This window comes from Nonomuraea sp. NPDC003804 (assembly GCF_040610675.1).
GTDB lineage: Bacteria > Actinomycetota > Actinomycetes > Streptosporangiales > Streptosporangiaceae > Nonomuraea.
This window is the reverse complement of the sequence record NZ_JBEXMT010000008.1, coordinates 40,057-53,623: the sequence shown is the minus strand read 5'-3', so window position 1 is coordinate 53,623 and position 13,567 is coordinate 40,057. Positions and strand designations below refer to the sequence as shown.

At 72.9% G+C, this 13,567-nt stretch carries 14 protein-coding genes; 9 read left to right on the top strand and 5 right to left on the bottom strand.

Annotated elements, in window-relative coordinates; all coding sequences use genetic code 11:
• The first annotated feature begins 16 nt into the window (after nt 1-16).
• Genes ABZX22_RS12995 through ABZX22_RS12970 form a run of 6 tightly spaced genes read left to right on the top strand, consistent with a single transcriptional unit; the run spans nt 17 to nt 6,488 of the window.
• Nucleotides 17-1,624 carry an ABC transporter substrate-binding protein gene (locus ABZX22_RS12995; protein WP_354908043.1) on the top strand — a complete coding sequence of 536 codons (1,608 nt, stop codon included), beginning with the start codon at nt 17-19 and terminating at the stop codon, nt 1,622-1,624.
• Nucleotides 1,594-2,568 (top strand): ABC transporter permease, encoded by a 975-nt coding sequence (locus ABZX22_RS12990; protein ID WP_354908041.1) that lies wholly within the window; start codon nt 1,594-1,596, stop codon nt 2,566-2,568. The genes ABZX22_RS12995 and ABZX22_RS12990 overlap by 31 nt, the downstream gene beginning before the upstream one ends.
• Complete coding sequence (locus ABZX22_RS12985) at nt 2,568-3,419, top strand: ABC transporter permease (RefSeq protein ID WP_354908039.1); 852 nt, start codon at nt 2,568-2,570, stop codon at nt 3,417-3,419. Before ABZX22_RS12990 ends, ABZX22_RS12985 begins: the two co-directional genes overlap by 1 nt.
• 2 nt (nt 3,420-3,421) lie before the next feature.
• Complete coding sequence (locus ABZX22_RS12980) at nt 3,422-4,348, top strand: ABC transporter ATP-binding protein (protein ID WP_354908038.1); 927 nt, start codon at nt 3,422-3,424, stop codon at nt 4,346-4,348.
• Nucleotides 4,345-5,088, top strand: coding sequence for an ATP-binding cassette domain-containing protein (locus tag ABZX22_RS12975; protein WP_354908036.1), 744 nt, complete (start codon nt 4,345-4,347; stop codon nt 5,086-5,088). Before ABZX22_RS12980 ends, ABZX22_RS12975 begins: the two co-directional genes overlap by 4 nt.
• A gap of 8 nt (nt 5,089-5,096) precedes the next feature.
• Nucleotides 5,097-6,488 carry an amidase gene (locus tag ABZX22_RS12970; protein WP_354908034.1) on the top strand — a complete coding sequence of 464 codons (1,392 nt, stop codon included), beginning with the start codon at nt 5,097-5,099 and terminating at the stop codon, nt 6,486-6,488.
• A gap of 54 nt (nt 6,489-6,542) precedes the next feature.
• On the opposite strand, the gene ABZX22_RS12965 is transcribed toward ABZX22_RS12970, so the two are convergent.
• Nucleotides 6,543-6,908: a nuclear transport factor 2 family protein gene (locus tag ABZX22_RS12965; RefSeq protein WP_354908033.1), complete on the bottom strand. Its 366-nt coding sequence runs from the start codon at nt 6,906-6,908 to the stop codon at nt 6,543-6,545.
• A 70-nt stretch (nt 6,909-6,978) separates the two neighbouring features.
• Between ABZX22_RS12965 and ABZX22_RS12960 the strand changes: the two genes are divergently transcribed.
• The gene (locus tag ABZX22_RS12960) at nt 6,979-7,854 is read left to right on the top strand and encodes a LysR family transcriptional regulator (protein ID WP_354908032.1); all 876 of its coding nucleotides are present in this window, start codon (nt 6,979-6,981) and stop codon (nt 7,852-7,854) included.
• Nucleotides 7,855-7,959: 105 nt separating this feature from the next.
• On the top strand, nt 7,960-9,402 hold the full coding sequence (locus ABZX22_RS12955) for a carboxylesterase family protein (RefSeq protein ID WP_354908030.1): 1,443 nt from the start codon (nt 7,960-7,962) through the stop codon (nt 9,400-9,402).
• A gap of 68 nt (nt 9,403-9,470) precedes the next feature.
• On the opposite strand, the gene ABZX22_RS12950 is transcribed toward ABZX22_RS12955, so the two are convergent.
• A complete protein-coding gene (locus tag ABZX22_RS12950; RefSeq protein WP_354908029.1) occupies nt 9,471-10,172 on the bottom strand; it encodes a hypothetical protein in 702 nt (233 codons plus the stop codon).
• A 268-nt stretch (nt 10,173-10,440) separates the two neighbouring features.
• Between ABZX22_RS12950 and ABZX22_RS12945 the strand changes: the two genes are divergently transcribed.
• Entirely contained in the window at nt 10,441-11,481 is a 1,041-nt protein-coding gene (locus ABZX22_RS12945; protein WP_354908027.1) for a serine protease, read from the top strand.
• Nucleotides 11,482-11,686: 205 nt separating this feature from the next.
• Here the strand turns inward: ABZX22_RS12945 and ABZX22_RS12940 are convergent, their stop codons facing one another.
• The 3 genes from ABZX22_RS12940 to ABZX22_RS12930 are packed head-to-tail and all read right to left on the bottom strand — an operon-like array spanning nt 11,687 to nt 13,545.
• Nucleotides 11,687-12,463: a MauE/DoxX family redox-associated membrane protein gene (locus ABZX22_RS12940; protein ID WP_354908026.1), complete on the bottom strand. Its 777-nt coding sequence runs from the start codon at nt 12,461-12,463 to the stop codon at nt 11,687-11,689.
• Nucleotides 12,464-12,488: 25 nt separating this feature from the next.
• Entirely contained in the window at nt 12,489-13,085 is a 597-nt protein-coding gene (locus ABZX22_RS12935; RefSeq protein WP_354908024.1) for a cell wall protein, read from the bottom strand.
• Between the two features lie 10 nt (nt 13,086-13,095).
• On the bottom strand, nt 13,096-13,545 hold the full coding sequence (locus ABZX22_RS12930; protein ID WP_354908023.1) for a hypothetical protein: 450 nt from the start codon (nt 13,543-13,545) through the stop codon (nt 13,096-13,098).
• Between the last annotated feature and the right edge of the window lie 22 nt (nt 13,546-13,567).

Genomic DNA, 13,567 nt, shown 5'->3' with positions numbered 1-13,567 from the left:
GAGAAAGGCGTGACCCATGAGCAGACGACGGTGGACGGCGCTGGCCGTCCTCACCTTGACCGTGACGGCCGCCGCGTGCGGTGGAGGAGGCGGGAACGCGACGCCCTCTCCCGGCAAGACCCTCAGCTCCGGCACTCCCCTGCCCAAGGGTGACATCGATGCCTTCACCTGGGCCTCCTACGCCGAGCCCCCGACCCTCGACTACGTCTACGCCTTCGACTACCCGCAGAACATGGTGTTGTCCAACATCTGCGAGAGCCTCATGCGCTGGACGCCGGAGCTGAAGGAGGAGCCCGGCCTGGCGGAGAAGTACGAGCAGCGCGACCCCAAGACGCTCGTCTACACCATCCGCAAGGGCGTGAAGTTCCACAGCGGCGCCGAGCTGACCGCCGACGACGTGGTGGCCAGCCTCAACCGGCACCTCGACGAGAAGATCGGCTCCTACTGGATCTCCAGCTACCGCAACGTCGAGTCGATCACCAAGACCGGCCCGATGGAGGTGACGGTCAAGTTCACCAGGCCCGACGCGCTGTTCAACCTGGAGATGGGCGCCTCCCCCGGTACGGTGGCCAGCGCCGCCTCGCTCAAGGCGAAGGGCAAGTCGTTCGGCACCGCCGACGGGGGCCTGGACTGCACGGGCCCGTTCAAGCTCGGCACCTGGACCAAGGGACAGTCGATCCAGCTGGACCGCTTCGCCGGCTACTGGGGCGACAAGGCCAAGGCCGGCAAGGTCACCTTCACCTTCGTGGCCGACGCGGCCGCCAGGACCAACGCCCTGGTGACCGGCGAGGCCGACGGCAGCTGGATGGTGCCGGCCGCCTCCGTCGCCCGGCTGCGGTCCTCGGGTGCCGGGACCGTCTACGGCGGCCCCAACCTGACCACCGCGAACCTGATCGTCTCCGACCTCAAGAACGGCACGCTCGCCGATCTCAGGGTACGGCGGGCGCTGTCGCTGGCCATCGACAGGCAGGGCCTGGCCAAGGCGGCCTTCGGCGACTACAGCAGCCCCTCGCTCGTGCCGGGGCCGGTCGAGTCCTGGCGCAACGTCGCGGCGGCCAAGCCGTCCGCGCCGGCCGTCACGCGGGACGTGGAAGGGGCCAAGAAGCTCATCGCCGAGGCCGGGGCGCAGGGCAAGAAGATCGTGATCGGCACCTCCAACACGGGTCCCGAGATGTCGGTGATCTCCAACGCCGTGCAGGCGGCGGCCCAGGAGATCGGCTTGTCCGCCGAGGTGCGCACCGTCGCCCCCGACGCCTACACCGCGCTGTTCTCCGACCCCGAGGCGCGCAAGGGGATCGACCTGTTCCCGACGTTCTGGTACCTGTCGGCGACCGACCCGCTGGAGCTGTACGGGCTGTTCGAGACCGGGCAGTTCGAGAACTACGGCGGTTTCTCCGACCCCGCCTACGACAAGCTCGTCGAGGCGGCCCAGGTGGAGTTCGACCGGGTCAAGCGGGCCCAGCTGACGGCCAAGCTCCAGGACACCGTCGCCACGCAGCTGCCGTGGATCCCGCTGGCGGACCTCGACAACGTGATGTTCCTCGGCAAGCGCATCACGGGCGCGCCCACCAGCATCTCCTACCTCTACTACCCGTGGGCCGCGGACATCGGCGCGGCGGGCTGATGGCGCGCTTCCTGCTGCGGCGCCTGGCCGGGATGGTCGCGATCCTGGGCGCGGCCTCCTTCCTGGTGTTCGGCGCTCTCCAGCTCGCGCCGGGAGACCCGGCCAGCTTCCTGCTCAGCGGCCGTTCGGCCACGCCGGAGGCCATCGCCGCCATCCGCGCGCAGTACCGGCTCGACGACCCGGTCCCCGTGCAGTACCTGCACTGGATCGGCGGCGTGCTCACCGGCGACTTCGGCCGCTCGGTGCAGTTCCGCTCCGACGTCGGCGGGCTGATCGCCGCCCGCGTGCCCGTCACGCTCACCCTCATCGGCATGGCCTTCGCGCTCACCATGGTCCTCGGCCTGGCGTTCGGCGTGTGGAGCGCGATCAGGCCCGGCCTGGTCGACAAGTCGGTGCTGGTGGGCAGCTCGGTCGCGGTCGCCACCCCCTCGTTCGTGCTGGGGTTCGTGCTCATCGCGGTGTTCTCGGTGAACCTCGGCTGGTTCCCGTCCATCGGCGCGGGCGAGGGCCTGGCCGACCGGCTGCACCATCTCACGCTGCCCGCCGTCGCGCTCGCCCTCACCTTCGCCGGGGTGCTGGCCCGGGTGTCGCGCACCGCGATGATCGACCAGCTGGGCCAGGAGTACGTCACGGTCGCCCGCGGCCGGGGCGTGCCCGAGCGGGCCATCGTACGCCGGCACGTCCTGCGCGGCGCCATGACCGTGACCCTCACCTACGGCGGCCTGCTCGTTCCCGGCCTGCTGGTCTCGACCGTGCTGGTGGAGACCACCTTCGGGGTCAACGGCCTGGGCCAGCTGCTGCAGTACTCGGTGACGGTCAAGGACTTCCCCGTCGTGCAGGCGCTGACCCTGCTGACCGTGGCGGTGTTCGTGGTCACCAACCTCGTGGTGGACCTGCTGGCGCCGCTGGCCGATCCCCGCGTCCGCCTGGGAGCGAGGACCTGATGGAACAACTCGTCGTCAGACCCGGCCTGCGTGGCCTCACCGGCCGGCTCAAGGGCGGCGGCCTGCGGACGGCGGCGCTGGCGGTGATCGCGCTGCTGGTCGTGGCCGCCGTGCTGGCGCCGCTGGTGGCCCCCGCCGACCCCGACGCGGTGGACCTGTCGGCGGTGCTGGCCGGACCGAGCGCCGACCACCTGCTCGGCGCCGACGCCTCCGGCCGCGACCTGCTCTCCAGGGTGATCTACGGCGCACGGACGGGTCTGCTCGGGCCGCTGGGCGTCGTGGCCCTGTCCACGGTGCTCGGTGTCGTGATCGGGCTGGCCGCCGCCTGGCACGGCGGCTGGGTGGACGCCGCGCTGTCGCGCTCGATGGAGCTGGTCTTCGCCTTCCCCGGCCTGCTGCTGGCCATGCTGGTCGTCGCGATGTACGGCCCCGGCCAGCTCGGGCCGGTGATCACCCTCGCCGTGGCGTACACGCCGTTCGTGGGCCGCATGGTGCGCGGCGTGGCGCGAGGGGAGATGGGCCGGCCGTACATCGCCGCCTACCGGGCGCTGGGATTCAGCGGCCTGACCATCTGCCTGCGCCACCTGCTGCCGAACATCGCGCCGGTGATCCTCGCCCAGTCCACGATCAACTTCGGCTACGCCCTGCTCGACCTGGCCGGGCTCGCCTTCCTCGGCCTGGGCGTGCAACCGCCGGCCGCCGACTGGGGAGCCATGATCAACGAGGGCCAGTCCGCCGTCCTGCAGGGCGCGCTCGGCCCGATCCTCGTGCCCGGCATGGCCATCGTGCTCAGCGTGATCGCCTTCAACATCGTCGGTGAGAGCCTCGCCGACCGCGTCTCCAGGAGGTGACCATGCTGGAGATCGACGACCTTTCGGTACGGCTGCCGCGCACCGCCCGCCCGGCGATCGACCGCATCTCGCTCACCGTGGCCGAGAACGAGACCGTCGGCCTGGTGGGCGAGTCGGGGTCCGGCAAGTCCCTGACCGCGCGGGCCGTTCTCGGCCTGCTGCCGAAGGGCGCGCGGACCTCGGGCGAGATCCGCATGGACGGCGCCGACGTGCTGTCGATGTCGCCGGCGGGGCTGCGCCGCCACCGGACCCATGCGGCCGCGATGATCTACCAGGACCCGCGGGCGGCGATCAGCCCCTTCCGGCGGATCGGCGATTTCCTCGCCGAGATCCTCCGGGAGGAGATGGGCGCCAGGGCGGCCCGCGCCCGCGCCGTCGAGCTGCTTGGCATGGTCGGCCTGCCGGAACCCGAGCGGCACGTGCGCCAGCATCCGCACGAGCTGTCCGGCGGCATGCTCCAGCGGGTGGTGATCGCGGCGGCCCTGGCGGGCGAACCTCGGCTGCTGCTGGCCGACGAGCCGACCACCGCGCTGGACGTGACCACCCAGGCCGAGATCATCCGGCTGCTGCGCGAGCTGCGCGCCAGGACGCGGACCGGGATGCTCTTCATCACCCACGACCTCGAGCTGGCCGCCATGATCTGCGACCGCGTCTACGTCATGTACGCGGGCCGGGTCATGGAGACCGGGCCGACGCGGCAGCTGTTCGCCAAGCCGCGCCACCCCTACACCGAGGGCCTGCTGTCGGCCACGCCGCGCGTCAGCGACCTGGGCACGCTGCCGCCCCCGATCCCCGGACGCCCGCCGGACCTGCTGTCGGCGCCGCCCGGCTGCCCGTTCGCCCCGCGCTGCCCGCACGCCATGGACTCCTGTACGGCCGCCGCCCCGCTCCTCGTGGACGGGGTGGCCTGTGTGAAGGCGGAACCGTGAACATCGACCTCGAGGTGCGCGGCCTGAGCAAGCGGTACGGCGCGTTCACCGCGGTGGACGACGTCGGCTTCGACCTGGCGACGGGCGGCTCGCTCGGCCTGGTCGGCGAGTCGGGCTCCGGCAAGACCACGACGGCCAGGCTGCTGCTCGGCCTGGAGCGCCCCGACGCGGGCACGGTGCTGGTGGCGGGCCGGCCGCTGGCCTCGCTCGGCCGCAAGGACCGGGCGAGGCTGATCCAGATCGTCTTCCAGGATCCCCTCGGTTCGCTCGACCCGCGCCTCACCGTCGAGGAGTCGCTGGCCGAGGTGCTGCGGCTGCACTTTCCCGGCGAGCCGCACGCGGCCCGGACGGCCGAGCTGCTCGAGCAGGTCGGCCTCGGCCCGCGCGAGGCGCGCGCGATGCCCAGGGAACTGTCGGGCGGGCAGCGGCAGCGCGTCGCCATCGCCAGGGCGCTGGCCGTACGGCCCAAGGTGCTGGTGCTCGACGAGGCCGTGGCCGCGCTCGACGTGTCGGTCCAGGCGCAGATCCTCGGCCTGCTGGCCGAGATCCGCACGGCCGGCGACGTCTCCTACCTGTTCATCACCCACGACCTGGCCGTGGTCGGCTGCGTCACCGACCACGTGGCCGTCATGCGGCGCGGCCGGATCGTCGAGTCGGGGCCCACGGCGCGGGTGCTGACCGCGCCGGAGCACGAGTACACGCGGCTCCTGCTGGACTCCGTCCCGCGGCCCGCCTTCTGAGGAGAGTCATGGAAACGCTGTGTTACCTCTCGGCCACCGAGGCCCACGCCCTGATGTCCAGGCGCGAGCTGTCGCCCGTGGAGCTGCTGAACGCCGTCATCGACCGGGCGGAGGCGGTGGAGCCGCGGATCAACGCCTTCACCGAGCGCCTGTACGAGTCGGCGATGGAGCAGGCCAAGGCCGCCGAGACCGCCTACCTGAACGGCACCGCCAGGCCGCTCGAGGGCATCCCGGTGGCCGTCAAGGAGGAGCAGCCCATCGAGGGCCGCACCCACGAGGAGGGCTCGCTCCTGCTCCAGGGCATGATCGCCGAGGAGACCCACCCGGTGGTCAGCCGGATCGCGCAGGCGGGCGGCATCATCCACGCCAGGACCACGACGCCCGAGTTCAGCTGCGCCGCCTTCACCCACAGCAGGCTGTGGGGCGTGACGCGCAACCCGTGGAACCTCGACTACTCGCCGGGAGGCTCGTCGGGCGGCTCCGGCGCCTCGCTGGCCGCGGGCACCTCGCTGCTGGCCACCGGTTCCGACATCGGCGGCTCCATCCGCATCCCCGCCTCCTTCTGCGGGGTGGTCGGGTTCAAGCCGCCCTTCGGGCGGGTGCCCGCGCTGCCGCCGTTCAACCTCGACCAGTACTGCCACGACGGGCCCATGGCGCGCACCGTCGCCGACGTCGCCCTGCTGCAGAACGTGATCGCCGGGCCGCACCCGTGGGACGTGGTCTCCATCCGGCCCAAGCTGGAGCTGCCGCCGCTCACCGGCGACGTGCGCGGGATGCGGATCGCCCTGTCGACGACACTCGGCGACTACCTGGTGGAGCCGGACGTCGTGGCCGGCACGCTGGCCGCCGCCGAGGCGCTGCGGGCGGCCGGGGCGGTCGTGGAGGAGGTCGAGCTGCCCTGGACCAGGGCGCAGATCATGGCCGCCGCCGACGCCCACTTCGCGGGCATCTTCGGCGCCGGGATCGGCGAGCTGGCCGCCGAGCACGCGGACCTGCTGTCGGACTACACGCGGCGCTTCGCCGGCACCAAGCCGGAGCTCAGCTTCTACCAGGGCATGGAGCTGGAGGGCCTGATCTACCGGCCGCTCGGCGAGCTGCTGGAACGGTTCGACGCGCTGCTGTGCCCGACCACGGCCGTGCCCGCCTTCCCTGCCGAGCACGACGGCGGCCCGCTGCCGATCAACGGCGAGCTCGGCCACTACATGCTCGGGGTGATGACGATCCCGTTCAACATCGCCAGCCGCTGCCCGGTCCTGTCCGTCCCGTCGGGGCGGGCCGCCACCGGCGTGCCGACCGGCGTGCAGGTCGTGGGCCGCACCTACGACGACGTCACGGTCTTCCAGGTCGCCGCCTGCCTGGAAGCCGCCCTCCCCGGCATCGGACGGCCCGCCGTAGCCTGACGCCCTGATCGCCGGGGGATGCCGGGAGATGTCGGGGATGGCAGGCGGGCCGGGTCAGTCGGCGGTGGGGACGAACTCGGGCTGGTCGAGCACGCGCAGCCAGCTGCCGTCCGGCTGGCGCCTGACGACCTGGGCGCGGGCGCCGGCCCCGTCCTTCGGCGCGGTCGAGGTGAGGGCGATGTCGCCGCTGACCAGCGTCGGCAGCGGCGTCTCCGGCTCGAAGCGGGGACGGCCGGCCAGCACCTTCTCCCACAGGGCGCGGATGGCCTGCCGGCCCACGGTCTGGCCGCCCGGCGGGTAGGCCAGCACCGCGTCCTCCTCGTACAGCGCGGCGACCCCTGCCGCGTCACCGGCGTTGGAGCGCTCGACGAACAGGCGGGTGATGTCCTCGGGCCGCATGGCCTTCTCGTATTCCGTCATGGTTCCAGCCTCGCGGCGCCTTCTCCAGAAGTCCAACAGCTGGTTCTGATGGGATCTAGAATCAGCAGTTATGGAGTTGCGGCAGCTGGAGTACTTCGTCGCGGTCGCGGAGGAGCGGAGCTTCACCCGGGCGGCCGAGCGCGTGCACATCAGCCAGTCCGGGGTCAGCGCCCAGATCCGCCGGTTGGAGCGCGAGCTCGGCGCCGAGCTGTTCGACCGCTCGGCGCGCGTGGCGACGCTGACCGTCGCGGGCAAGGCCGCGCTCGACCACGCCCGCGCGGCGCTCGCCGCCGCCGGCGCGGTCGGCCAGGTGGTGGGCGAGGTGACCGGCCTGATCAGGGGCCGGCTCACGGTCGGGATGGTCGTCGGCTGCACCGTCACGCCGCTGTTCGACGCCCTGGCGGCCTTCCACCGGGAGCATCCGGGTGTGGAGATCTCGCTGCTGGAGGACAACTCCGCCCGGCTCGTCGAGGGCGTGCGCGAAGGCGGCCTCGATCTGGCCCTCGTCGGGACCGCGGCCGCCACACCCGATGGGCTGGACGCGCTGACCATCGTCAGCGAGCGGCTCGTCGCGGCCGTCCCGGCCGGGCACCCCCTCACGCGGCTGCGCCGGCTCACCCTGCGTGACCTGACCGCCCACCCGATCGTGTGCATGCCGCCCGGCACCGGCCTGCGCGCGGTACTCGACCAGGCCTGCGCCGCACAGGGCCTCGAGCCGGTGATCGCCCTGCAGGCAGGCGCCGCGGACGCCATCGCCGACCTGGCCGCCCGCGGGCTCGCCGTCGCCGTCCTCAGCCAGTCGATGGCCGTGCCGTACCGCGACCGGCTCACCGCCCTCACCATCGACGACGTCGAGACGCCCGCCCTGCTCGCCCTGACCTGGAAGAGCCCGCCCGCCCCGGCGGTGCGCGCGTTCCTCCCCCACGGCAGGCGAGCCTTCCGCTGACACCCCGGATCAGGGACGTACCATGCCGAATGGTACGGTCACGCAGTAACGATCTTGGGGTGATCCCCACGGGATCACCCCCTCCACCACGAGAGGGGTCGAGCCATGCGGCTGATCGCTGCGGCGACCACGACAGGCACCATCCAGGGACACCTCGACGACGGCGTCGCGGCGTTCAAGGGCATCCCCTACGCCAAGAGCCCGTTCGGACCGCTGCGCATGGCGGCCCCGCAACCGGCGGATCCGTGGGACGGCGTCCGCGACGCGACCAGCTTCGGACCGCGACCGCCCCAGCCGGCGATCCTGCCAGGCATGCCGCGATGGAGCTCCGCGGACGGGCTCGACTGCCTGACGGTCAACGTCTGGACGCCCGACCCCGGCGGCGCGGGCCTGCCGGTGATGGTGTGGATCTACGGCGGCGCCTACCTCACGGGCGCGACCGACTTCCCCGAGTACGACGGTGCCCGCCTGGCCCGCGAAGGCGTCGTGGTGATCAGCGTCAACCACCGGATCGGCATGGAGGGGTACGGGCAGGTCGACGGCGCCCCCGCCAACCGGGGCCTGCTCGACCAGGTCGCCGCGCTGCGCTGGGTCCAGGAGAACGCGGCGGCCTTCGGCGGCGATCCCGGCAACGTGACCGTCTTCGGCGAGTCGGCGGGGGCCGGCGCGATCGCGTGCCTGATGGCGATGCCCGCGGCGGCGGGACTGTTCAGGCGCGCGATCGCGCAGAGCGTGCCGGGGGCGTTCTTCACACCCGAACTCGCCGCCGGCATCACCGCGGCGATCATGGAAGGGCTCGGTGGCGGCTCGCCGTACGACGCCGCGCCCGAGGACCTCGTCGAGAGCGCCGGCGCGCTCATGATGGCGCCCGGACGTGACGATCCCGGACGCTGGGGGCCGATGGCGTTCCTGCGGATGCCGTTCGCGCCGGTCGTCGACGGCGAGGTGCTGACCACCACGCCGTGGGAGGCGCTGTCGGCCGGGGCCGGGCGGGACATCGAGCTGGTCGTGGGCTTCACCAGGGACGAGTTCCGGTACTTCCACACGCTCGGCGGCGGAAGGACCGGCGACCTCGGCGCCGCCATGAGGACGCTCGCGCCCGCCGGCGCGGAGACCGCCTACCGGGCCGCGCGCCCCGAGGCGACGGCCGAGGACCTGTACGTGCTGCTGATGTCGGACTGGCTGTTCAGGATGCCCAGCGCGCTGCTGGCCGACGCGCACCAGGGGCAGGTGCACGCCTACGAGCTGGCCTGGTCGCCGACGGGGATGGGCGCCTGCCACGGGCTCGACGTGCCGTTGACGTTCGGCACCCTCGACGCCCCGCTCGCGCTGATGCTGACGGGCGGCTCCCCCGAGGGCGAGGGCCTGTCACGGCAGTTCCGCACCGCCTGGACCCGGTTCGCGGCCGGCGGCGACCCGGGCTGGGCCGCCTACGACCCGGTGAAGGCCACCACCCACGTGTTCGATGTCGACCCCTCGGACGTCTCCGACCCCGAGGCGCCCTCGCGGGCGCTCTGGTCGCAGCGCGGCATCCAGGTCATCGGCTAGCTCCGGGACTGCCCGGCGCCGGCGCCCCGAGCCCGTCGGTCACGCGCTCCCGGCATCCCCGCCGTGGCCTAGTGACCCATCACGGGACGGGTGCCGGCGGAGGGCACCGGCAGGTGCTCGCGGATGAGCAGCCAGCTCGCGGCCAGGACCCACGCGGCCGTCAGCAGGCCAGGCAGGATCAGCGTCAGCGGGCCGTCCGGCCGCAGCGCCCCGCTCCCGCCGCCCACCAGGATCGCGGCCAGCAGCCTGACCGCGGCGACGGCGACGGCGAACCAGGCCATCCACACGGGGAACGCCCGGGTGCGCATGATCGCGGCGGCCATGGCCGCGAACAGGCCCGCGACGGCGATCCCGGCGATCCCGCCCATCACCGTCAGCGCCGTGTACGGCCCGGAGGCGATGGCCAGCAGCGCCGGGTTCGCGGTCATGGCGTAGGTCATGCCGGCGAAGACCGACACGCCGATGAACCCGATCGCGGTGACGAGCACGAACCCGGCCAGCACCAGGGCGGGGGTGTCGCTGCCCTCGTCGGCCTGGCGGAAGGCGGTGGCCAGCGCGACGCCGAACCACAGGAACAGCATCAGCGCGACGGCGAAGAGCGTGGCCGCCGCGAGGATCTGGGCCCGGTAGCCGGCCAGGTATCCGGCGATCGTCATCGTCGGCTCGGTGATGCTCGGGGCGTTCCCCATCACCAGCCGGCCGACGGCCCCGACGACCAGGGCACCGATACCGGCCAGTCCGCCCCATCGCAGCTCGTGACTCTTGTTCACGGCAACCACCTCCAGTTTCGATGATTCGTCCGGTTTGTCGCTGAGCTCAAGAAGCGTGGGGGCATTTTTCGCCGACCTTTGCGCGCACGCGTGGAGGGGTCTCCCCCGGGTAGTGTCGAAGGACGGCAACGATGGTCCGTCCACCCGAAGCCGCAGGTAGCCTTGCCGATGCGGCTGCGGGCCGAGCCGGCGGCACGTCGTCGGCCAGTGGTACGTGGATCGTTCCAGGTTTCTCCCCGGCCGCCTCTGCGACTGATGGGAGAGGTGCGTGTCCAAGGCGACTGGCAGACGATCGGCGGTGCTCGCCGCCCTCATGGCCACCGGTCTCGCGCTGGCCACCGCTCCGGTCGCCGCCGCGGCCGCCGGCACGCCGAGCGCGAGCGCGGGCGGGGGCGCGACAGGCGCGGCCGCGAGCGTGGGCGGGAGTCCTGCGGGCGCCGCGAGCGTGGGCGGGAGTCCTGCGGGCGCGGTGAGCGTGGGCGGGAGTCCTGCGGGCGCCGTGAGCGCGAGCGCGGGCACCGCGGGCGCCGGCCGTCCCGCGATCATCGGCGGGCGGCCCGCCACCGAGAGCTACCCGTTCATGGTGTCCTTCCAGCTGAAGCAGCTGCCGAAGCACCACTGCGGCGGCGCCCTCGTCGCCGCCGACTGGGTCGTCACCGCCGCCCACTGCAAGGGCCTCATGAAGCCGGGCAGGACACAGGTACGGATCGGCTCCCTCGACCGCGAGGTGGGCGGGGTCGTCACCAGCGTCAAGCGCGTCGTCACCTACGGAGACAGCGGCCGGTACGGGGACGGGATGCCGATGGCCGCCAGGTCCGACATCGCGCTCGTCCAGCTCGACCGGCGGGTGAACCTCGCGCCCGTCCGCATCGCCGCCGAGCCCGGCGGGGTCGGCGAGCCCAGCCGTGTCATCGGCTGGGGCATGACCTGCGAGGACAGGAACGACAGCGCCTGCACGAGCACGCGGTGGCTCCAGGAGCTCGACACCGTGCGCGTGGCCGACGGCCGGTGCGCCGACCTCGGGGGAAGCGGCGAGCTGTGCATCGGCGAGCGTGACGGGCGGGCGGCCAGCTCCTGCCACGGCGACTCGGGAGGCCCGCTGATCCGCCGGGTGGCCGGCCGGTGGGAGCTGGTCGGCGCCACCTCGCGCGACGGCGACGACCTGGGCGAGCGCATGGACGGCCATGCCGGCTGCTCCACCAACCCCGAAGGCGGGCCGGGGGTCGGCATCTGGACGGACGTGACCCACTACCGCGACTGGATCGCCGACACCGTCGAGGAGTCCGCCCCGCTCCACGACGCCTCCTGAACCGGCCACCGACCGCCCGGGATCTCCGGGTGACCGGCGGCCCGCCGGGTTGCCGGCGGCACCGGGGAGTCCCGGGTGACAGTGGCGCGTCGGGCCGGCCGATGGTCTGCGGGCTCGCCGGGTGACCGGCGACTCGCCGGGTGACCGGTGGATCGGCGGCTCGCCGGGAGGACGGGTTGGCGGGTGACCGGTGGATCGGCGGGGCTCAGGCCGGCGCCGGCTCCTCGACGAGGGCGACCCGCACGGCGGAGGGGTCGCCGCCGGACAACGGGATGGCGAAGACCGCCGTCCGCGCGCCTGCCGCGTAGCTGACGAACCGCAGGCCGTCCTCCTCCCACACGTCCTGGACGTCCGAGGTGAGCCGCGCGGACGCCGTGCAGTAGGCGGGACTCCGGTAGAGCAGGCGCAGCGAGACCTCCGGCGGAATCTCCCGCCCGTCGGGGACGGCGAGCGGCTTGCGCAGCCGTACGAGCAGCTGTCGCAGGGGTGTGAGCCAGTGCCGGTCCAGCTCCGGCGACAGAACGAGAAGCGCGACCGCCTCGGCCAGGCCCAGCAGCAGGTGCGGCGGGTCCGGCCGGAACGGCGGCGCCGGGATCGCGGCGAGGCTCATGGTGAGCAGGAGCCCGGCACGGGCGAAGCCGCGCACGTTCACGGGCTGGGCGTGGGCGCCGAGGCAGCCGCATGAGGAGGCGGGGGCGGCCACGGCGGTGTAGCCGAGGTAGGCCAGGAACCCGAGGGAGAGCGCTTCGGCGGCCGTGCCCTCCCAGGGGGAGGACGGCGGCAGGAGCAGCGCGGCGGCCACTGCCAGCTCCGCCAGCCCGACGAGCCGGAGCAGGGGGATCGCGCGCGCCGGGCCGACCAGCCGGGCCAGGGCGGTCTGCCCGGCCTGCGATCGCATCCGTCGGGAGAACAGTTTCAGCACGGCCGCCCAGGCGAGGAAGGCGGCGATCACGTACGGCTGCAGCGCGACGATCCCTTGCATGTGTCGCTCCTAGTGCGGGGAGAAGCTAGTGCGGGGAGAAGACGGTGGCGATGTCGGCCTCGTTGGTGTCAGGGCGCCAGGCGCCGAGGATCTGCACGTGCTGACCGACGCGGAGCAGCGACAGGTCCGCCGAGGCGGGCGCGTCGGAGTGGATGGCGACCGACCTGCCCGGCACGACGTGACAGAGGATCTCCTTGCCGTGGTGGTCGAGGTGGATCTTCTCGCTGGTGATGTTGGTGATGTGGCCCTTGATGTTGATGATGTTGAGCCACACCGACTCGGCGGCGAGTACGCCGTCGGGCATGCGGACGCCTCTGGCGTAGAGGCCGTCGCCCGGCTTGGCCTGGTCGAAGCCGACCGGGCCGAGCTTCCACAGGCTGGTGCCGTCGACGACCCTGATGGAGCGGAACACCAGGTTCGAGCCGAGGACGAGAAGGGTGTTGTCCTTGATGGAGCGGATCCGGCCCTCGGCGAAGTCGGGGTCGGGGGTTCCCGGCTCGACCTGCGGTGCCGCCGCGCCGAAGGCGGCTTCGGCGCCGAGCGATCCCATCGCGGTGGCGGCGACGACGGTGGCGCCGCCGCCGAGCACGGCGGACTTGAGCAGTTGCCTTCTGCTGGTCATGGCGTGCTCCCTAGGCGGTCGAGATCTCGCACGGCCGCAGGCCGGTGGACAGGCTGGCGATCCGGCTGTAGGCCGCGGGGGTGAGGTCGATCAGCCGGTTGCTGGCGCAGGTCGCGCCGCAGCAACTGCGCTCACCGCAGAACAGGTCCGTCTGCGGACCGCAGTCGGCGATGGAGGTGATGACGCTGGCGCCGCCGCACAGCGACGTGGTCTGGTGGCGGAATCCGCAGGTCCGCCGGGACAGGGAGTCTCCGCACACGTCCGGGCGGGTGATCGCCCAGCAGGCGTCGGAGGTGTTGGGCCATGCGTGCTGCAGGCTGCCCGAGTTGCAGGTGCCGCAGGCTCCCCTGCCGGTAGTGCTGCACGGGCCCCAGGCGGTCCCGCAACAGAACCAGGAGACTTCTCCTTGGACGGGGCCGAGTAAGTCGACGGGCGGGTCGGTGGGCTTGCTGCGCGCCATGCGCGTCCTCCTTGGGGTGGTC